The 20,242-nt window shown below is 38.5% G+C and carries 17 protein-coding genes; 8 read left to right on the top strand and 9 right to left on the bottom strand.

Annotated features, from left to right (window positions below; all coding sequences use genetic code 11):
* Positions 1-844: 844 nt before the first annotated feature.
* Together PGN18_RS00910 and PGN18_RS00915 are read right to left on the bottom strand one after the other, a co-directional pair.
* Positions 845-1,504, bottom strand: coding sequence for a GDSL-type esterase/lipase family protein (locus PGN18_RS00910; RefSeq protein WP_335317465.1), 660 nt, complete (start codon positions 1,502-1,504; stop codon positions 845-847).
* Between the two features lie 1,241 nt (positions 1,505-2,745).
* Positions 2,746-4,824, bottom strand: a complete 2,079-nt coding sequence (locus PGN18_RS00915) for an FUSC family protein (RefSeq protein WP_335317466.1) — start codon at positions 4,822-4,824, stop codon at positions 2,746-2,748.
* An 862-nt stretch (positions 4,825-5,686) separates the two neighbouring features.
* Between PGN18_RS00915 and PGN18_RS00920 the strand changes: the two genes are divergently transcribed.
* The 5 genes from PGN18_RS00920 to PGN18_RS00940 all read left to right on the top strand — a co-directional run bounded on the left by PGN18_RS00920 (position 5,687) and on the right by PGN18_RS00940 (position 8,220).
* Entirely contained in the window at positions 5,687-5,878 is a 192-nt protein-coding gene (locus PGN18_RS00920; protein WP_335317467.1) for a hypothetical protein, read from the top strand.
* Positions 5,879-6,106: 228 nt separating this feature from the next.
* Positions 6,107-6,628 (top strand): DUF2199 domain-containing protein, encoded by a 522-nt coding sequence (locus PGN18_RS00925; protein WP_335317468.1) that lies wholly within the window; start codon positions 6,107-6,109, stop codon positions 6,626-6,628.
* 70 nt (positions 6,629-6,698) lie between these two features.
* Positions 6,699-7,355 carry a hypothetical protein gene (locus tag PGN18_RS00930; RefSeq protein ID WP_335317469.1) on the top strand — a complete coding sequence of 219 codons (657 nt, stop codon included), beginning with the start codon at positions 6,699-6,701 and terminating at the stop codon, positions 7,353-7,355.
* A gap of 87 nt (positions 7,356-7,442) precedes the next feature.
* Positions 7,443-7,727 (top strand): hypothetical protein, encoded by a 285-nt coding sequence (locus PGN18_RS00935; protein ID WP_335317471.1) that lies wholly within the window; start codon positions 7,443-7,445, stop codon positions 7,725-7,727.
* Positions 7,728-7,830: 103 nt separating this feature from the next.
* A complete protein-coding gene (locus PGN18_RS00940) occupies positions 7,831-8,220 on the top strand; it encodes a hypothetical protein (protein ID WP_335317472.1) in 390 nt (129 codons plus the stop codon).
* A gap of 864 nt (positions 8,221-9,084) precedes the next feature.
* On the opposite strand, the gene PGN18_RS00945 is transcribed toward PGN18_RS00940, so the two are convergent.
* The 4 genes from PGN18_RS00945 to PGN18_RS00960 form a co-directional block, all read right to left on the bottom strand.
* Positions 9,085-9,447 (bottom strand): hypothetical protein, encoded by a 363-nt coding sequence (locus PGN18_RS00945; protein ID WP_335317473.1) that lies wholly within the window; start codon positions 9,445-9,447, stop codon positions 9,085-9,087.
* A 101-nt stretch (positions 9,448-9,548) separates the two neighbouring features.
* Positions 9,549-12,002, bottom strand: coding sequence for an outer membrane beta-barrel family protein (locus tag PGN18_RS00950; RefSeq protein ID WP_335317474.1), 2,454 nt, complete (start codon positions 12,000-12,002; stop codon positions 9,549-9,551).
* A 114-nt stretch (positions 12,003-12,116) separates the two neighbouring features.
* Positions 12,117-13,853: a PspC domain-containing protein gene (locus tag PGN18_RS00955; protein ID WP_335317475.1), complete on the bottom strand. Its 1,737-nt coding sequence runs from the start codon at positions 13,851-13,853 to the stop codon at positions 12,117-12,119.
* A gap of 15 nt (positions 13,854-13,868) precedes the next feature.
* Positions 13,869-14,204, bottom strand: coding sequence for a PadR family transcriptional regulator (locus PGN18_RS00960; protein ID WP_025145298.1), 336 nt, complete (start codon positions 14,202-14,204; stop codon positions 13,869-13,871).
* 604 nt (positions 14,205-14,808) lie between these two features.
* On the opposite strand from PGN18_RS00960, the gene PGN18_RS00965 reads away from it, so the two are divergent.
* On the top strand, positions 14,809-16,263 hold the full coding sequence (locus tag PGN18_RS00965; RefSeq protein WP_335317476.1) for an amino acid permease: 1,455 nt from the start codon (positions 14,809-14,811) through the stop codon (positions 16,261-16,263).
* 208 nt (positions 16,264-16,471) lie between these two features.
* Positions 16,472-16,636 carry a hypothetical protein gene (locus PGN18_RS00970; protein ID WP_335317477.1) on the top strand — a complete coding sequence of 55 codons (165 nt, stop codon included), beginning with the start codon at positions 16,472-16,474 and terminating at the stop codon, positions 16,634-16,636.
* A 14-nt stretch (positions 16,637-16,650) separates the two neighbouring features.
* Here PGN18_RS00970 and PGN18_RS00975 read toward each other — a convergent pair whose 3' ends face one another.
* The 3 genes from PGN18_RS00975 to PGN18_RS00985 all read right to left on the bottom strand — a co-directional run bounded on the left by PGN18_RS00975 (position 16,651) and on the right by PGN18_RS00985 (position 19,265).
* Positions 16,651-17,547, bottom strand: a complete 897-nt coding sequence (locus PGN18_RS00975; RefSeq protein WP_335317479.1) for an NAD(P)/FAD-dependent oxidoreductase — start codon at positions 17,545-17,547, stop codon at positions 16,651-16,653.
* Between the two features lie 55 nt (positions 17,548-17,602).
* Entirely contained in the window at positions 17,603-18,247 is a 645-nt protein-coding gene (locus PGN18_RS00980; protein ID WP_335317480.1) for a class I SAM-dependent methyltransferase, read from the bottom strand.
* Between the two features lie 106 nt (positions 18,248-18,353).
* Entirely contained in the window at positions 18,354-19,265 is a 912-nt protein-coding gene (locus PGN18_RS00985; protein WP_335317481.1) for a hypothetical protein, read from the bottom strand.
* Positions 19,266-19,386: 121 nt separating this feature from the next.
* Between PGN18_RS00985 and PGN18_RS00990 the strand changes: the two genes are divergently transcribed.
* Entirely contained in the window at positions 19,387-19,803 is a 417-nt protein-coding gene (locus PGN18_RS00990) for a VOC family protein (RefSeq protein ID WP_335317482.1), read from the top strand.
* The last annotated feature ends 439 nt before the right edge of the window (positions 19,804-20,242 follow it).

Genomic DNA, 20,242 nt, shown 5'->3' on the forward strand with positions numbered 1-20,242 from the left:
ATATTCCAATAGTTTGTAGTGACATAAGAAATTTAAGATCATGTAAGTTTATATGTCCTTATATATCTTATATGGTAAAACCCTAGTTACTAAGTTTGCGCGCGTTTCTAACGCGTGCATAAATAGCTAAATGATTGCATCGTTTAATGCACACTATTTTAAAGGCATCTTTGAACATCTAAGCTTTTGCTTTGGTCTTTCAGCTTTAGTCTTCCTATTATTTGGAAGCGCAGTACCTGTAGTGCTTCGGTACGTTTTAGTCCCGCTTTCCCTTCAAGTCCTCGCTGCGCTCCGGGCTTTCCGTTCAATCAGGGCTAGTTTATTGGAGACTGTGGTTTATTTGTACTGAACATATTCCAATAGGTTGTAGCTACATAAGAAATTTAAGATCATGTAAGCTGATGTGTTCTTTATACATCTTATATGGTAAAAACCTAGTTAATAAGCTTGCGCGCGTTTCTAACGCGTGCATAAATGAGGCTGTCTCAAAAGTAACATCTAGTATTTAAGCCCAAAATTTTATTTTGTTTTTCGTCATTCTCGCGCAGGCGGGAATCTTAAAGCGCTTTGCAATAGCATTAAGATTCCCAATTAAATTGGGAATGACGACGTATCAAAATATAATTTGATTAGTGAGCAATCATAAATGTTTTTGATACAGCCTCACTCCAATATACCTTGATCGCCCTATTGCAAATGAATTTTAATCTCAATATACTTAACATAGATTTCTCCCCGCCTATACGGGCAGGCACTTCGTTGCACTCCGGTCGAAATGACAGAATTTCATATTGGTATTCAAATTTAGTCTTCGGACCTCCGACACCGGACTTCCGACTAAAATCTACTTCAACAAATGTGGTTCCACAGCTTTCCTCCAGATGGCATAACCTTTAGCATTCATGTGCAACATATCTTCCACAAAAAGTTCAGGCCTTAATTTTCCATCTTTCGTTAACATTAAAGGATAAATATTGACGAAGGTTGTATTGGCCTCTCCGGCAAGGAACTTTTTAATCAATGCGTTAGAGGCTACTGCTTTCTCTTTATACTTATCCCTGCTTGGGCTTGGTTTAATCGAAATGTACACAATAGGCACGGTTGGCAATTTGGCCCTGATGGCTTTGTATAAATTAATGGTACGATTCAGCACGGTATCTGGTGTTACCTTATCATTTGGCAGGTCGTTCTCACCCACATAAAGTACAATTTGTTTGGGGTGGTAAGGAAAAACAACATCATTTAAATAATAGGTAATATCATTAATTACTGCACCGCCGATACCCCTGTTTAAGGCATTGTATTTCGCAAAAACCTGTGTACAATCGTCCCATTTGCGGATAGATGAACTCCCCACAAAAAGTACCGGGTTTACAGGCGGTTTATACATTTGATCGTACTTTCTAATCACCTGTACATCATCCCAGAAGTTGGGTTTCTTTTGGGCAAAAGCGGTTATGGTTAAAAAAGCAATCAAAAAGAAGCTTAGAAATAATTTTTTCATACGAATAAAGATTAAGGCTCACAATATAGCGATATACTATTGGCGGTGCTTAAATCAAACAATTTTATTACCGTTGGTTTACGATGTGATTGCTAGGGAAGCAAGAACACGGAGGAAATGGCTAAATCTATCTGGTAGCATCGTCATTTCGAGCGAAACGCAGTGTAGTCGAGAAATCTTTTAAACTAGATTTCAATAACCAGGTGCAAAGATCTCTCCCCGCCTGTACGGGCAGGCCTGTCCGCACAGGCGCGCATTCCGCTGCGCTACAGTCGAGATGACGATCCTTCTATAGGATTTTGTCATCCTTGACGTAGTCGAAGGATCTTTTGCGCGTAAATACATTTTGAAAATTAACAGTTGGCACGGTCTACAACTCCGCTAAGACTGACAAAAAATTATATGTATTCTTTAGGCGAGCACTAAACTTTGTGAATAAACCTGATTGAAATGGAAAGCCCGGAATCCCGATTTTCTACCTTATATGAGGACACCCTCAAATAATGATATTTTTCTTCCGCTCTATGCCGCGGTGGCATGGTACTTTGGAGCGCCAAAGTACCCAAAGCGCCTCGTCAATCCAGCAATGAGCCTTTTGCACAATCCCATGGGCATCAAAAAAACAGCGGCACTTCGTTTTGTGTTCAACATTTTTTTTATAAAATTAAATCATCGTTATGAACACAAAACCACTGCGTTTAAGGTTTGTTAGTGCAAGTTTACCTGAACTGCAACTGTTTTTTTGATTTCCCTGGCTCCTGGGATTGACAACATCCTTAGCTAAAATCCGTGCTTTATTAAAGTTGGTTAGCAAAACGCCTAAACTATTCTTAAAGATGTTTCCACTCTATAGGACTCAACGTCGGGAAACCAATATAAATAACAGAACCGCAACTTGCAATACGCTCTTTACTATCTGCTCCCTGCCTCCGGCCTGGCAGATTTTCGCAGGAAAAAGCACGTAAATCTTTGCACCCCTTTATCATTACCCCACAACCCAAGGCAGGATCAAAGCGAGAGCGGTGGACTACGCAAGGGCTAGCAGCCTCGATGCTGCCGCAATATAGATTTCCGTAGGTTTTTACAAGAAAGGATGCAAGCCTTGGACTTTTGTTACTTTTGGGCCAAGCCAAAAGTAAGAGCCCTTCGGTGGCGGAGAACCGAGGCAAGGCTGTGCTGTGTGGCATCACCCAGATTGATTTTTATTAAAAAATTATTCTTTAGACTAACAACTATCAAACTCAGCCCCAAAAACCAGCACTTAACCGTTTAAAATCAAAAGATAAAGCTGTAATGTAGGCTAGTTTCTGCCTGGTAGAATGATCATCATCATTTACATCCATGGCATCAATACCTACTGCATCGTTTTTTAATAGCACTTCATTACTCAGGTTACCTACAATTTGTGCAACCAACATTGGATCGGCCTGCTCTGCTTTATGGTTAATAGAAAGGTATATAGAAGTGATAATGGCATTTATCCGATAGATAATAGCCTGCACATCGTAAAGCCCGTTAAAATCGATGTGTTTCCGCACGGGCTCCTGACTGGCAGAATCAATCGCTTCGCTCAATGCAGATAAACTTAAATTGGCATTTTTTCGTGCCATGCGCGATTGGTTCTCATCCCTATCGGTGCGATTTTGAATGGCCACCTGCAGGTAATTCATACTGGCTTTAGCTGCCTCTACCATTTTTGCCTTTAACTGCTGACTATCCCAGACCGGGAACAAATAGGTGGCAAAAATAGCAATTACACAGCCCAACAACGTAAATATAATCCGATCGTGCACAATATGATCGAAATGGCCCTGATAACTACCCAGCGTTAAAATCACCGCTGGGGTGATAAATAGCACACTAATGGTATAATTTAAGCGGTTAAAAGCATAAAAACCCAATAAAAAAACCACAGAAAAAGACAACAGCACCGCCGGACTCTTCACAAAGTACACCATAATCAGCCCGATAACAACGCCCCCCATGCTGCCCTTTAAACGCTGTAAATTCCTTTTCCAGGTGATGGAGAATTTAGGCCTTGCGACGATAACCAGCGTTAAAAAAAGCCAGTAACTGTATTTGCTGGGTTCCAACTGCCAGATGAGCAAGAAACCGAAAAGAAAACAAATGGCCAGGCGCAGCGAAAACCTGAAGATGGGCGATTTTAAAGTCAGATGCTCTTTAATTGAAAAGCGATCGCCGGTAATAAACAGCGGGTACGCGATGGTACCGCTTAACTCTTGCTGCTCCTTTTCTGGCACGCGCTCGTTGCCCCTGATCATTTCGATAATCCGCACAATGTCGTTCATGTTCGAAAGCACTTTCAGCACAATTTTACGTTGCGTTTCGTTTAAACGTTCCATTTCCTGCAATAATAACACACGTTGCTGCTGGTATTCGATGTTGGTGGCTACCTCGCCTTTATAAGCCTTTGCCGAGCGCACGTGCCTGCCCAATTGCTCCAGCTCTTTGGCTAATAATCTAATCAAACTGGCAATCAGTGTTAAGCTTGGGCAGGTAGCCAAAGTTTTGCGTACCAAAGCATAATCGTAATGTACCGCATTTAACTGCTCATATAAATCAATCAGTAACCTGGCGCGCTCTAGCAACAACTGACCTTTGGGGTTGTCGGGATTCATGGCATACTTATCGGTAAGCAACAGATTGCGGATCAGCTCATGTTTCTGATTCACCTTAATGTGCAGCTTAATGGCTTCTTTTTGTTGCAGATCGAGCGGAATAGCTACGTCATAATTCCTGGCTTTGGCATTTAAAAACACCGCGCTGCTCATCAGGCATTCGAAAATGGCATGGTGCAGCGAGCGGTAAGGCCGCAGCAAGGTTTGGATTAAACTGATCATATAATACCAAACCCCTCCTACCAACATATAACTGCTAAAATAAAGTGGATTGGCAGGGTGAAGCCCCATCACAAAAGTACATACAATGAGCGCCATAGTACCGATTAGCGAGAGTTTCTGCCCGTAAACCGCAAACATCGAAAAGCTGAAAGCGGCGATAATAACCACAACGGCAGTTAGGTAGACATGATCCAAAACGGATGAAACCACCAGCGTAGTCGCGAAAAAGACCAGGATACTCCACAGCGCAGTTTTCAGTTTATTCAAACGATTATCGGGCAAATCGGTTAAACTGATCAGCAAAGCACCCACCCCTATTCCTTTTGCGGCCTCCAAATTGCCCAGGTAAAAGAATAAAATAATGGGTAATACCACGGTAATGGTGGTCCGCAGGGCGTCAGAAAAGTACTCGCCTAAAAAGAAATACGAAATGCTGGAGCCGATGCCGTTTTTGCCCATATTAATGTTAATGACTGCTTATAACTGATAAACGCGGCAAAGGTACAGATTTATAATGCATGCATAACAAATAGCTACAGAAAACCAGATACCGATTTGTTCTTTGGACTTTAGTTGAGCTGTTCGTTCATAACTCGATCTTTTGTGTTATTCCATAGTGACCCATCCCATACTAGCGCAAGTCTTAGCGTCCGGGGCCGGTGCGATGGCCTGACTTGTGCTTTATCTAAAATTTAGATACCCAAATTTCTCGAAAAGATTCTTTCACCCCACCTCAAGCCCACACCCTTCGGTTCGCAATGACGAAATCTTTCAGACTGATTTCCTCGTACTCTTGGCGATAAAACGCAACACCATTAAGATTCCCGCATGCGCGAGAATGACGAAAGAATGGAGCTTATAGATCAATCCAACTTTGCGTCCTTTGCACTCCCTTTCTCCGTTACCTTTGCGGTTAAAAAAAATGCGCCCAAACTTCTAACCTCGGCCACCCGACTCCTGACTAGAAAAAAGATTACTTCACGCCACCACAACTGCCCTGCCCTTCGGTTCGCAATGACGTACCCTTTCAGACTAACCTATTCGCACTCGTATGGCTCCGTGTTCTCTGTGCCATTTCTCCGTGACCTTTGTGGTAAAAAAATGCACCCAATCTTCCGACCTCTGTCATTCAACTCCTGACTGAAATAAAAGATTGCTTCACGCCACCACAACTGCCCTACCCTTCAGTTCGCAATGACGTATTTTTTGGAATATGCATCCAGACTTCCGACCTCGGTCACCCGACTCCCGACTAATTCTACAATTACCAAAACAATTGCCTTTTAAAATGGATTATATAAGTGTACCAATAACATTTGATATGAAAACGAAAATAATAATCTTAGTGGCGGCATTTGGTTTAGCATTGTCAGCATGTAGTGGTAAAAAAGCCGATCAGGAAAATGCAGATAGTATGTATAAATACACAGATACCAATAAGGTGATTGATAGCACAAGTAATGATGCTGTAGCCGATTCGACTACCAATGCGCCAGCTGATGCTAAACACTAAAAAATAATAAACAACAACTAGCGCTCATGCAGAAATGTATGGGCGTTTTTTGTGACTTAATAAACCAGTCTGATGAAGTTGGGTTCGAGAGCCAAAGCGTTCATTTCTAGATCAATTCTCCTATAAATCGACCTCATCAAACTCTAAAATCATTTCATAATCTATATCTACTGCTTTGTACTGTTACGCATAATGCATATCTTTCAGTCAATTTAAATTGATGTGTTAATGAGTCAGCTCTCCACTTATATATGCCATACCTGTGGTGAAATACATAATGATTGGCCCGCACTGGCTTTCAATTCTCCTTTGCATTATAATGAACTAAATGATCAGGATAAAGAAGCTATTGCAACTTTAAGCTCAGATTTTTGCACGATAGAGTATGGCGAAGATATTGACAGATTTATCCGCTGCACCTTATACCAACCTGTTAACGATCATTGTGAAGACCTGCAATACGGTTTGTGGGTATCGTTAAGTGAAAAGAATTTCGAAGATTACAAGCAAAATTTCAACAACGAAAACCACGAAGTAAGTTATTTCGGTTGGCTATGCAACAACATACCAGGCTACCAAGACACATTGAGTATTCCTACAACAGTTTACACCCAGCGAGGCAATAATCGTCCATTAATTATTCCACATGAGGATTTTGAGCATCAATTTGTTCAGGATTATTATGGAGGAATTCCTAAACAGGAAGCTGAGAGAAGAATTAGCGAAATGATTGGTTTAATAAATGACTAAAGAAAACAAGGTATGCCTAACGCTTATCATCGTTGGAATGATACCATAACTCAATCAACCTTAACGCTCCATGAATCCATTTTCTATTACCTTAACAGCGCTTTGGGCCTATCCTATTTTAAGCTTAATCTTTTTTGCATTAACTAAAAGGAAACCAAAAACAAGGAAATGGCTGATCAGCATTTCAATTGCATTAACTGTTTTAACCACTCTGGCTTTACTTTTTAAAGTTTCAACTATATCGGTACCTCTAAACTGGTTATTAGTTTCGGGTTTCTACCTAAGCCTGTCACTTATATTGTGGTGGTCGCAATTTCAGCCGAATAAATTCCTAAAAATTATCGGCACCTTTTTAATGATAAGCACTTTTGGAATAGGTTATCTTTCGGGCACACTTGGTATTTTGGGCGTAGGATTTATTGTCGCAGATTTCGAATCCGATGCAGAAAAAAAATTGAGCAATGGTATTATTTATAGGGAACATTCCATCGGTAATGCCATTTCCGATTACAGGGGCACACGTGTAGAAATTTATAAAACTGTTGAATGGTTACCTGTTTTCGAATACCAAATAATCCAAAAGGAATATTACGATGTAATTGCCTATCCAAATGAGATAAAAGTTAGCTACGAACCTAACAAACATATCGTTCATCTATCTGCCACTATAATTTCACTAAATGATGGTCGTAAAGAAAAATGGAACGATAGCATTGTTGTTAAATAATTGTATAATTTAATGCAACTGTTAATATAGCTATGAGATTTAGTGGATTAAAAATAAAATTATCAACTTGTAATGGTCATAACTGATATGTTAAACGATTTATATATAAAAAAATTTATCGTAGCCCACAACATCCATCAAATTTTCATTCAATCTTTTAAATCATTATTGAATCAAAATACCTGTGAAGATTTAGACATTGGCAACAAGAATATTTTAATAGAAACTGAAAACCTTGATTTTGAACTACTTGACGAAGATGCGATTACTTTCAAAAGCCAAATTGATAAAGACGGTAATAAAATAGGCTATTACAGATTGGTTTTCTCCTTGAATGGGGAATTAATAGATGAGTCTTTTGTGATTTACTGATGTATTAGACACGCAAATTAACTTGATATGTAAGGTTTCCCCCATTATGAAGCACCCAAAAATTGTTTTTGTCCTTTTTATCTTTTGGCTATTACTTATCTTTATGTGGTATAAAACAGGTAGAGGCCGAAAAACTGAAAATGATAAGCTACTAAAGAACAATATTGAATTTAAAGGCACCTTAAAATCTGTAAAGGTATCCCGAAATCATTGTTTCGCAATAATCTCAATTGATAATGTAAAAAGTAATGTTGCATCTTTCAATCCCGATTTAAAGGATCGATACTTCCCCTATTCGATAAAGAATGGTCGGGCTGAAATTTATACTTTACTATGGGAGGGAATAATTAAAGAAATTGGGAGCAACGTAAAATTACACTCCAATCAAAGAAAATTAATTATCGAGATAGACCATAAACCTTATGAATTTGAGATTGGCATAACTTCAGAAAGCCCGGATATTAAATTTATTAAGGAAAACACAACGCTTTGAATAGATTATGTGTAAAACACTTTTAGTTTTTAGTTTCAAAATATGGATATTAGATTACTTGTACTACGAACTGGAGATATAAACTTCTAGCTGACTTTTATAGTTTACTGGGATTTAAATTTGAATATCACAAACATGGAAACTCTCCATATCATTATTCGGCTTCAATTGGGGCAACTATTCTTGAAATTTATCCATTAGCGAAAAACCAAATTGAAGCAGACAAGAACTTAAGGTTAGGTTTTGGTATTGAAAATTTTGATCAAGTGATGTATGAATTAAATAAATCACAAGCTAATTTTGTTCAAGAGCCAACCCAAACAGCATTCGGTTTTATTGCAATAATCATTAATCCCGACGGGCGGAAAATTAAATTATATAAAAATAGATAATTGTTTTTTCTATTCGTACACATTTATATATAATAAAACACGAAGCAAGTAAATCCCACCTGCGCGAGAATGCCGACCGCTTTAGTTCTGCGCCCATCACCTTAAATCTGCGGGACAATATCAAGAAAACATTATCCCGCTGATCACACTGATACACGCAGATTTTCGTCATAAATCTTCTGTCTGAGAATAATTTATGGCATAAATTAATGTAATTAACAGATAAATTATATTAGTTAATATCCCTTGATAGATCGTCATTCCCAACTTGATTGGGAACCACGTAGTGCTCATGAATACCTTTAAAACAACAAAAAACTTATGAATAATCGTAATTCAAGCGCTTTAAGATTCCCGCATGCGCGAGAATGACAACCACACTCGTAGATTCTGTCAATGGTAATGGATTTTAAGACAGTGAAACTTTGCGCCCTCTGCGCCTTATCTCTGCGTCCTTTGCGGTTAAAAAAGGTTATTTCATTAATTCATCTTTAATCCCTTCAGTAAGTTTTTTCAATTTCATATAACCTGCGGCTGTACTATTCCTTTTATCGAAGTTGATTTCAAGCCAGCCCTTTTTGGCTTTAAGGTTAAATTTATCAGTGCCATTTAAATTCACTAAGAGATCGATATGCTGATCCAATGGGAGTTCGTTGCTTAATGCACTATCAAGGTATTTCTCTAGTTTATCCGTCTTACTATCGGCATAATTTGCCTCAAATTTAAAGTCATACTGATTGTCTATTGTGCTTACCGATAAATGGCCTTCACCATTATGGCACCCAAAACTTAAAGCGGTAAATAAAATTGCGATACTGTAAAAGATATTTTTCATGGTTATTGGTTAACTGGTTAATTGTTTAAATTGGTTAAATGGGGCTTTACCACCCAGACTTCTGACCTCTGACTTTCCGGACACCGGACTAAAAAACTCATCTACCCCCCTGCTCTGTTCTTAACATCATCCGCAGCTGTTCTACGGTTTTGGTTCGATTTTAAATTCTGATTACCAAAGCTATAACTCACACTAAAAGTAGCTCTTCTGCTGATGTAATTGTTCTGCACCCTTAAATTCACATTCTGATAATCGAGCGTTCCTTTCCAATAGTTGCTTTGGAATACATCATCAACATTTAATCTAAGTTTTAAAGTTTTGTTTAGGAAGCTTTTTTGCACGCCCATATTTAAGGCCTTTTGATAAATTATGGTGCGCTCTATGCCGCGAACCCGCGGAGAATTTAACCAAAAATTAGTTGCTAAAGTCCAGTTATGAGGCAAGGTTATAGAACTGCTGATGTTAAAGTTGTACATCACTTTACTTAACATAAAAGGAGCGCCTTCCAGGTTATCGTCTTTAAATTTATTATAAAAAAGATTGAAGTTGTTTTGCAGGCTCCACCATTTGGTAATATTTAGCGGAAAATATAAGCCAGCAGTATAATATTGCCCGCTCCCAATATTGCCTTGTCCAACGGTAACAATCCTGGTGCTATCGTTCTGCGCGGTTTTACTGTCTAAAATGAGATCTTTCGTTTTTGAGTAACTCAAAGAAAATGATAATCCACTTTTATAGTTATAACTTATTTCAAAATTATTGGTAAACTGTGGTTTCAAATATGGATTACCCTGTTGGATGGTATAAGGATCCATATAAAAATTAAAAGGATTAAGCTGTTGATAATTTGGCCGATCTATACGCCTACCATAGGAATAGCGTAAATTACTGCTCTCCGAAATTTTCTGACTGACAAAAACCGTTGGGAACAACGATAAATAATGCTGCTTCACCTCGGTATTATTCGTTACCGATGTTCCAGTAGATTGTGTATACTCTGCCCGCAAACCAGCCTGAAGCTGCCATTTACCCCAATCTTTAGCTAAATTGGCATAAGCTGCATTTACATTTTCTTTGTAGATAAAGTTATTGCTCTGCCCTACAATATTCTGCCATTCATTATTAATCAGCGCTGATGAAAGAAAATCGTTATTGGTTTTAACATAAGCGCTTTTCAGGCCCGCTTCCAGCTTGGTCGTTTTTGATATTGGCCAGGTAAAATCCGTTTTTGCAGCATAAATATCAATTGCTGTTTTACTGTCGTTTTTAAAAATGGTATTGTTGTAAACTACTCCTTTTTCATTAAAAAAATTAGTGTTAAAATTTTCCAGACCTGAATAATCAAAACCAGAGAAATCTGCATCGAAATTTAAACTCGCCCCCTCCATTTTGAAATCGTGTTTGATGTTAAAATTTGCGCTGTAATTTTTGTTTGGTGTATTGGCATCAGAATATTGGATCAACGAATTTTTGTTAACTGTGCCAGCCTGAGTTTCGTTAATAAAGGTTTGAGAGAAATTATCCAGTTTACGCGTACTGCTACTGCCATCAAACATCACCCCAATGGTCGTTTTTTCACTCACAAAATAATCTGCACCCAATTTTGCAGCCAGGCGCGATCCGGTAAATATTTTTTGAAAATCTTGATTAAACACACTCTGCAAACCATTTGCATTGGTGGTTCGATCTAAAAATAAATTGGTAAAATTGTTGTTTTTTGATGCATTTGCGTTGGTGAAAAAGTTCCACTTTTCTACACGGTGGTTTAAATTAAAGTTCAGCTCCGATCCGTAAATATTGGTGGGTAAATTAGCCCTTATCGCATTGCGATAAGTTGACGACACATTCCCGTTGGTACCAAATGCCTTATTCTTCTTTAGCTTGATGTTAATGATTCCTGAATTACCTGCCGCGTCATATTTTGCTGATGGGTTGGTAATAATTTCAATGGTTGCAATCTGACTGCTGCTTAAGTTATTTAAATAGGTAGTTAAGTCGGCTGCCGATAAAAAATTGTTCTTCCCATCGATCATCACCGTCACACCCGATTTATTATTTAACAAAACCTGTTCGCTCCTCCTATCGACTTGTACACCGGGGGCTTTTTCTAAAATTTCGAGTGCAGTGCTACCTGTTGCTGTAATGCTATTTTCAACATTTAGTACCGTTTTATCAATCTGGTGTTCAATAAATGGTTTCTTGCCCTGAACGCTTACTTCTTTTAACTGTTTGGTTAAACTTTCTATACCAATAGCAGGTAATTTTAAATCCCCGTTGATTGAAAAGCGATCCGTCTTTTTGCTTTTAAAACCTACTATAGATATGGAGAGAACATAATCGCCACTTTTTAACTGGTCGACACTAAACTCACCGTCTATATTAGTCGATACACTTTTAACCACAGTGCTATCGGGATAATTCAGTACACGAACAATCGCAAACGATACCGGAGCAGTTTTTTCATCCACAATTTTTCCGTTAAGTTTATTTAATTTTTGGGCAAAAGAAGCCCCACACACCATTAGGCATGCAATTAGCGTAAATAATGTTTTCATGGTTTCTTCTTTTTAAATTTTACGTCATCTCGACTGGAACGTAGTGAAATGGAGAGATCTATCCCGATAGATTTCTCGGCTGCGCTACACTCCGCTCGAAATGACGAAATATTATTATGGCGCTATCCCCAACTCTTCTTTAACCTCCCTAATCCTGTTTGAAACGGAATCCTGATAAATCACATCATCAGTTTTATTCTTTTGTAACGATTCTAAATCGTATAATTCCCCTTTTAGCTTTTGCCTTTTTAATGCTTCTTCTTTTAATTTCGCAACGCATTTCAGCCCATCCTCGGTCATCACCCAAACACTGTAATCATTGTGGTCATTTTCGCTGTCGCTACATTCCCAGGTCCAGTAGTTGTTCACATAGCGATAAATATCCTGCTTTAAAATTAGTTTGGTTCCCACGGGGATTTCAAGAGTTAACCGTACTTCCTGGTTTCTCCAAATGCTTCCCTTTCTTAATTGGAACCTCGGACTAAAAATCAGCTCCGAATCTTTCATTACATAATTGTAGCTGATATTCTGTGCATTTTGCAAGGCGCTTTGAAAGGTTTTACCCTGCGATTCATATTTCTGTGTTAAACGGGTAATACCGTTTTCGCTTTTGTTAATGTCAATACGGATCCGGTTGGGCGAAATAAATGGTCCGTCTTCCAGGTCATCAACTACAATCTGGTGGCGGTTGCTCGCATCAATGTGGTAAGCTACGCTATCCTCTTTACTGAAATATTTGCTTTTATCGATGTTTAGCGTATAAGTAGGAAAAGATTTCAGGTCCGTTGTTTGTGTTAACTCCGCATGCTGTTTAAATTCTGATGATATTTTAGCTGCCTGATAACCCGTTACGGCCACACCCGCCAACCATATAATTAACAGTGCAAAAGAAAGTGTTTTATTTATCGCCTGTTTGTTAAAAGCAACCCGGATGGAGAATAATACTAAAGCTAAAATTGGCACAAAACATACGATGAATGCGCCTAACAAAATGATGCCTCTATTGCTTTCATTCACAATGGAGAATGGAAAATATTCATAAATGCTTGCATCCCAAAACCCCTGAAATGCCGCTGTGCCAATAATTAATGCCAGTAAAAACAATACACCGGATACAACAATTAGACCAGCAATTACCTTAAAAATAACCTTTCCGGTCCCTGATATAAAACGGCCAAGCCATTCGAAAAACTCTCCGATAAAAATGCCAAAGCGCGCAAATAAAGGCTGTGCGTGTTTATTTACTTCAGTTAAACGTTCTTTAACAGCCTGTAATTCTTCATCCAGGTTTTTCTGAAATCCCTGAAGATTGGCCGGCTCGCCTTTCATTTCCATTTTCTCCACACGAGACTTCGCTTTTGGCATGATGATCCACAGTAGTGCATATACCAATATGCCGAATCCACCAGCTAAACTGATTAATAAGGTAGCTAACCTGATCCATTTCGGATCCGCATTTACAAAGTGTGCAATACCCGAACAAACACCGGCAACCACGCGGTCGTCCATATCGCGGTAGAGTTTTTTCTCTGTGTATTGATATTGATAGTGGTTATCGATTATAGGTTCTTCCTCGCCTTCCGCTGTATTGTCAAAATCCTGAACCCTGCCCATTTGTGCAATTACTAAATTGACGTTGGCCGAATCCACAACTTGTTTTTTCTGTTCTTCCAATTGCTCAGTCAACAGCTCTGCAATCCGGTTTTCAATGTCAGTTACAATTTCGAGGTCATCAGCATGGTTGGCAAAATATTGTTTTACTTCGTTCAAGTAAGCTTTTAAGAGCTCGTAAGCACTTTCTTCAATGTGAATAATCGTGTTTCCTATATTGATGATGATGGTCTTTTCCATTTCTGTTTTTACTAATTATGAATTGGCTCCTTTTTGTGAAATACCTACAGCATAAGCCAGCTCCTGCCAGGTTTGATCTAATTGTGATAAAATGCCCCGACCATCTTCGGTTAAGGTATAATATTTACGCGGTGGGCCTGAGGTAGATTCTACCCAGTTATAGCTTAATAAACCGTTGTTTTTAAGCCTGGTTAATAATGGATATAATGTGCCCTCAACCACCAACAGCTTTGCCGATCTTAATTCGGCAATAATATCCGAAGCATATATTTCGCCCCGTGATATGATTGATAAAACACAGTATTCCAGAATTCCCTTCCGCATTTGTGTTTGCGTATTTTCTGCTATCATATTACAAAGATATATGTTTTATAAACTACCATGCAATACATAGTACTAAAATAATTTAGAATGAAATTATAAACAACTGATTATCATATATATAATTTTAAATTAAAATTTTGTGTTTTGAAATAATTAAGTAAATAATAGAAATTTCAGCCAGTTTTTTAGAAAAGCAAGGTCGGGTGATACATCGGTTTCTGCAGTCCTGCTATCACCTATAGTCCCGATTGGGCCTGTGCTAAACTTACGAAGTTGCGCTGCACCTACCTGTTGAACTTCTTAAGTTGGCTGCCCCAAAAATCGGGAGCTATTGGGTTCTATCAGGTTTAGGTGGAGAGGCTTGGTATTGCTATTTATGGTTGTTGGAACAGCCCCTTGTAAATAAACCCGACAGAGTGGGTAGCCCACAGTGAAGCAAAGCGTAACGAGGACTGCAAGCGATGGCGGGACTACAGTACCTATGAAAAACAGCACGTACATTTTCAAAAACTGAATTTTGTTTTCTAAAGTTAGCCAGTACATATCTGATTTTAGGTTTACAGGAATTAAGCATATAAATACGATAGATTTAATATATTTTAATAATTTTGCTGCTTCTTAACTTATTTTCATGAAGAAATCTATTGCCAGCATTGTTGCTGAAGCAAACGAAAGCGGCGAAGGAACGCTTAAAAGAACTTTAGGTCCAATAAACCTGATTTTAATTGGCGTAGGCTTAACGCTTGGCGCAGGTTTATTTTCCATTACTGGTTTGGCAGCAGCCAATCACTCCGGGCCGGCAGTTACCCTATCTTTTGTAATTGCAGCATTGGGTTGTGGTTTCGCAGCTTTATGTTATGCTGAATTTGCATCTATGATTCCGGTGGCAGGTAGTGCCTATACCTATTCTTATGCCACTATGGGCGAACTTTTTGCGTGGATTATTGGCTGGGATCTGGTATTGGAATACTCTGTGGGTTGTGCTACTGTAGCCATCAGCTGGTCGCAGTATTTAACCAGGTTTTTAGCTAGCTTACACATTTATCTTCCCCCACAGCTAACCCTATCCCCTTTTGAAACCGCTAAACTGGCAGACGGTTCTGTTGTTCGTGGCATCATCAACATCCCCGCGGCATTGGTGGTGGTATTGATGACGGCCATATTAATTCGCGGCACAAAAGGCTCTGCAATTGTAAATGGGATTATCGTATTTCTTAAAGTGGGTGTAGTGTTGGTTTTTATCGCTTTAGGCTGGCAATACATCGATCCGGCAAATTATCATCCTTATATCCCCGAAAATACCGGGACATTTGGTCAGTTTGGATGGAGTGGTGTATTACGAGGCGCAGGTTTAGTGTTTTTTGTATTTATAGGTTTCGATGCCGTTGCCGCCTCCGCACAGGAAACCAAAAACCCGGCAAGGGATTTACCGATCGGTATTATCGGCTCATTAGTTGTTTGTACGGTTTTGTTTGGATTGTTCGGCCATGTAATGACAGGCTTGGCCAATTATAAAGAATTTGCCGATAGTGGTGCGCCTGTAGCGATAGCCATTGAAAAAACACCTTATGCCTGGTTAAGTCAGGCTATTATTCTGGCCATTCTCATCGGCTATACCTCCGTAATCCTGATCGATTTAATGGCACAATCCCGGATGTTTTACTCCATCAGTAAAGATGGATTATTGCCAAAGATGTTTTCTGATGTGCATGCAAAATTTAAAACGCCTTATAAATCAAATATTATACTTTGTCTATTTATCGGCCTCTTTGCTGCATTTGTACCGATGAATGTGGTCGGTGAAATGACCAGTATCGGCACCTTACTGGCGTTTTTGATGGTTTGTGTAGGCATCCTGATCTTAAGAAAAACAAATCCGGAAGCCAAACGCCCATTTAAGGTTCCGTTGGTGCCATTAATTCCAATTTTGGGCATTTTAACCTGCATCGCCATGATGGTATTTTTACCCTGGGAGACTTGGTTAAGACTTGCTATTTGGTTGATTATCGGCTTAGCCATTTACTTTGGTTATGGCAAACAGCACAGTAAACTGAATAATGTAGAAAAACCGGACAAAGACCTGTAATAAAACACTTTGCTATACACAATGAGCAATCGGGCTGTTGGATATTCCGTACAACCCAATTGCTTTTTATTTAATAACTACTGTAGTTACAACCGTATAAATATCAATTAATTAAGAAAAATTATTAGTTTTCCACATTTTAACATCTCTCTGAGATATTGGCTTGGGATTTGTCCTAATAAAATCGACCTATTAAAAACATCATCCCATGATTATTAAATTAGACACATCGATTTTCAGGATTTCCAGGCATAAAGCTGAAACCGTAAAAGAAGTTGCAAAACCGCTTACCAGAGATCAATGGATTACTGCAGATAGAATTGTGATGGCAGTGATGTTTATTGTCACTATTATTGGTGCGATCCTATTCTAATTCCTGATGGTGGATCAAAAATCTTCTAAAATTAAATCTTTATTAATCATCACCGCGGCCATGGTTCCAGCGGCTGTAATTATAGACAACGACCTGAATAAGGTTGCGCAATCTCCTGCGGCATAAACGCCATTTGCAGTGGTTTGCTGCTGCTCATTAACCTTTATTGTTTTCAAATCTGTTAATTCAAATCCGAGTTGCTCGTTAAAATTGACCTGCTGTTCAACATCCGGTTTAACATAAATTGCCTTTAAGCTTAATCTTTCTCCGTTTTTGAAAACAACATTTTCCAGCTGACCGTTTTGGTGTTCCAGTTCAACAATTTCCTCTTCTAAAATAGTAATCGATTTAACCTTCAGTTTTTCGGTTTGCTCTGCATTCAATTGTGATTTACCATTGGTTAAAAGGACTAAATCCTTATTCCAGAGGTAAAGATTTTTAGCCATATCGAAAGCATGCTCACCATTCATTAACAGACCAATTTTTTCATTTTTTACTTCATAGCCATGGCAATAAGGACAGTGTATAGCAGAAATGGCCCAACAGGCTGCCAATCCTTTAATATCGGGCAGCACATCTTTTAAACCTGTGGACAATAAGATTTTCCTGGCCGTAAAATTGCCTACATTTTCGACAATAACACTAAAACCGCCATCTACCCGTTCGGCCGAAATGGCTTTTCCTTCCAAAAACCTGATGGTTGAATATTTTAATACCTCTTCTCTTGCTGCTCTCGCAATATCAGCAGGGCGATCGCCATCATGTGTTAAAAAATTATGTGAATGCGGCGTCTGCCGGTTGCAAGGTTTGCCAGAATCAATTATTAAAACATTGCGGGTTGAACGGCCAAGGGTTAGTGCGGCCGACAAACCTGCATAGCTGCCGCCAATTATAATTACATCAAAATCCATATCCTATCTTTTAAGCAAAGATCAGCATTCAAAAAACAAATGCAACATAGATGCATTAAATGAATGTCATTTTATTTTTTTTATAAATAACTGCTTTTATAAAATCACGATAATAAAAACGTTGTTCTACAATCTGGTAATCAAAATTTAAAAAATAAGGGTGCATGTTAATTAGTTGATTGGCCTCTACAATTCCAAGTAATTTAAAAAAGCTATACATCGAGTTAAGCAGTAGCCATTTCCACCACTTTCCATCACCTTTATCGAGCGAAAAATCAACAATAAACCAAAGTCCATCTCTCTTTAAATAACCATTTAATTGTTCAAACACTTTTGCAGCACGTTTTTCAGCGAAATTATCGAAAAGGAATGGGGTTAAAATTACGTCAAATAAAATGTGCGTTCTGAAATCCTCTATACCCAGACTCACAAATTCGACCTGGTTGTTTTTGCAATCTCGCTTTTGAGAAATTGCCAACATTTTGGCTGAAATCTCTACATAAACAATTTTTAAACCATCTGGATACATTTTAGCGATTTCCTCTAAAATCCACCCTGTTCCGCCGCCAACAATTAAGACTGCGCTATTTTTTGGAATATATTGAAGTTGATTAACCTGAGCATTAACCTGCGATTTAAAAAATACCAAACGGCTTAAGGTATCATAATGATTGGCTATTTTATCGTAGTTGTTGTTCATTTTTATAGTTGTATCAAGTAGTGAGGATCAAGTATCAAGATAAATTTTTCGGGTGTAAATACGCCTTGGTCTTTCCGCTTTAACCTTTCAGCTTTAGTCTTTCAGCTTACTGAACAAACTGCATTCCTATTATCCCACATATTGCCTTAAATAAAATCAGTCCATCAATTACCATCAAATAATACAGGATATTTTTCCTTTTATGCATGGAGTAAGCAATATAAATCGTTAAAATAAATGGCAGCACATTGAATAAAACCTGTGGTATTCCGAAGCCTTTGTAGCTGGCGAATATGCCTAGTGAGATTAACCCAATAATTAGAAGCGGAATCAATATATTAAAAATGGTTCTTCGTAAACCGTAACGTACCACGAAAGTGCGCAGGTGTTTATTCGCGTCTGTAGGGTAATCCTTAATATCGAAAATGATGGCGTTTACGGTGCAAAACATCCAGTTTTTAACAAATAACCAGGTCCACAATACCGAATCGTGATAACCTATTCCCGTTTCAATTTTAAGCATAATTAAGGGCAGCACATTGGCACAACAGGCCCAAACAAAACCGATAACGAAAGCTTTAAACCACCCGGTATTGCGGAGATTAAATTTAATGAAGGATTTAGGGAGTAAGCCGTAGTATAAGCCTCCTGCAATAATGATAATAATTATGGCTAGCCAATAAGTCAGCGGGAGGGCCAGAATATGCTGAGAGTTCTGATAGAGCAAGTTAATGGTCAACAGCATGCAAATAATAAAAAGCATAGCCTGGCTCCAGTTGATAAAAGTTTTATGCTTAAAATACCACTGAGTACGCGGATTGGTAGTAGATGGCGCAGTAGAAACTTTATTGTAAGCATAGGTATAATAAATGGTGGGTGCCAGAAACAACAACAGGTAATAATTGACGGAATTAAATGGAAGCCTCAATTGAAGGGTGGCTTCAACCGTAAGTGCTACTGCCAAAATCCCTACAAAGTAGTTTCCAAAGAAAATAAACCTGATTATTTTACCGAGCATCTAAATCTGTTTTCGTCAGCAATTTCGGATATATTATTGAATAAGGTAATGATAAAATTGATTTTCTGCTATCTTAGGGTTAGAAAGAAAAGTAACTAATAAAATCTCGATTAACAATAATATGGAAGACACAAAAAAACCGACTTCAACAACTGATACTACACCAAAGGTGACGGGAATTGGCGGCATTTTCTTTTTTTCCGATAATCCGAAAGAAACAAAAGATTGGTATGCTAAAAATTTAGGGGTCGAAATCAATGCATGGGGTGCTGTGAGTTTTGATTCCCGGAATATCAATAACCCGGACGAAGTAGAGTCACTTCAATGGAGTCCATTTAAAAAAGGTGATGAATATTTTTCTCCTTCGAAAAAGGAATTCATGATTAACTACAGGGTTCAAAACCTTGAAGCGCTATTAGAAAAATTAAGAGAGAATGGCGTAACGATACTTGATGAAATTGTCACTTATGATTATGGAAAATTTATCCATATTATGGACGCAGAGGGTAATAAGATTGAGTTATGGGAACCTAAATAATTACCTTTTATATTTGCCATCCTGAGGGATAATTTATTGTATAAAAATCAATATGATTGACAGGCCTCTCCCGAGTCGTCATTTTGAGCGGAGTACAACGCAGTCGAGAAATCTGTCTCTATAGGATCTGTCGTTGGTAGCGCGGCGAAGGATCTTTACGAAAGAAACTTAATCGAGGATCGTCATTGCGAGACGGCTTTTTCAGCCGACGAAGCCTGCCGGCAACCAGGCTGGCAATCTTTATAGCAAAGATCATTAGCGTGAAAGATTGCCTGCCTGCAGCAGGCAGGCTTCGTCGTTTCTCCTCGCAATGACGCTTTTTTTAGGGACTCTGTCAATATTAGCGAAGCACAGAATCTTTAAAAGCCGATCCTTAAAAAGGTATGATTCATTAAATGGTAGCTTATAGTTTGAAGATTCTTCACTGCGTTCAGAATGA

The organism is Pedobacter terrae (assembly GCF_036946585.1).
GTDB classification, from domain to species: domain Bacteria; phylum Bacteroidota; class Bacteroidia; order Sphingobacteriales; family Sphingobacteriaceae; genus Pedobacter; species Pedobacter terrae_C.

Excerpts from the sequence above, each read along its gene's own strand:
- PGN18_RS00910 (WP_335317465.1), bottom strand. The coding sequence starts at position 1,504 with ATGAAAAAATTATTTCTAAGCTTCTTTTTGATTGCTTTTTTAACCATA.
- PGN18_RS00915 (WP_335317466.1), bottom strand. The coding sequence starts at position 4,824 with ATGGGCAAAAACGGCATCGGCTCCAGCATTTCGTATTTCTTTTTAGGC.
- PGN18_RS00920 (WP_335317467.1), top strand. The coding sequence starts at position 5,687 with ATGAAAACGAAAATAATAATCTTAGTGGCGGCATTTGGTTTAGCATTG.
- PGN18_RS00925 (WP_335317468.1), top strand. The coding sequence starts at position 6,107 with ATGAGTCAGCTCTCCACTTATATATGCCATACCTGTGGTGAAATACAT.
- PGN18_RS00930 (WP_335317469.1), top strand. The coding sequence starts at position 6,699 with ATGAATCCATTTTCTATTACCTTAACAGCGCTTTGGGCCTATCCTATT.
- PGN18_RS00935 (WP_335317471.1), top strand. The coding sequence starts at position 7,443 with ATGTTAAACGATTTATATATAAAAAAATTTATCGTAGCCCACAACATC.
- PGN18_RS00940 (WP_335317472.1), top strand. The coding sequence starts at position 7,831 with ATGTGGTATAAAACAGGTAGAGGCCGAAAAACTGAAAATGATAAGCTA.
- PGN18_RS00945 (WP_335317473.1), bottom strand. The coding sequence starts at position 9,447 with ATGAAAAATATCTTTTACAGTATCGCAATTTTATTTACCGCTTTAAGT.
- PGN18_RS00950 (WP_335317474.1), bottom strand. The coding sequence starts at position 12,002 with ATGAAAACATTATTTACGCTAATTGCATGCCTAATGGTGTGTGGGGCT.
- PGN18_RS00955 (WP_335317475.1), bottom strand. The coding sequence starts at position 13,853 with ATGGAAAAGACCATCATCATCAATATAGGAAACACGATTATTCACATT.
- PGN18_RS00960 (WP_025145298.1), bottom strand. The coding sequence starts at position 14,204 with ATGATAGCAGAAAATACGCAAACACAAATGCGGAAGGGAATTCTGGAA.
- PGN18_RS00965 (WP_335317476.1), top strand. The coding sequence starts at position 14,809 with ATGAAGAAATCTATTGCCAGCATTGTTGCTGAAGCAAACGAAAGCGGC.
- PGN18_RS00970 (WP_335317477.1), top strand. The coding sequence starts at position 16,472 with ATGATTATTAAATTAGACACATCGATTTTCAGGATTTCCAGGCATAAA.
- PGN18_RS00975 (WP_335317479.1), bottom strand. The coding sequence starts at position 17,547 with ATGGATTTTGATGTAATTATAATTGGCGGCAGCTATGCAGGTTTGTCG.
- PGN18_RS00980 (WP_335317480.1), bottom strand. The coding sequence starts at position 18,247 with ATGAACAACAACTACGATAAAATAGCCAATCATTATGATACCTTAAGC.
- PGN18_RS00985 (WP_335317481.1), bottom strand. The coding sequence starts at position 19,265 with ATGCTCGGTAAAATAATCAGGTTTATTTTCTTTGGAAACTACTTTGTA.
- PGN18_RS00990 (WP_335317482.1), top strand. The coding sequence starts at position 19,387 with ATGGAAGACACAAAAAAACCGACTTCAACAACTGATACTACACCAAAG.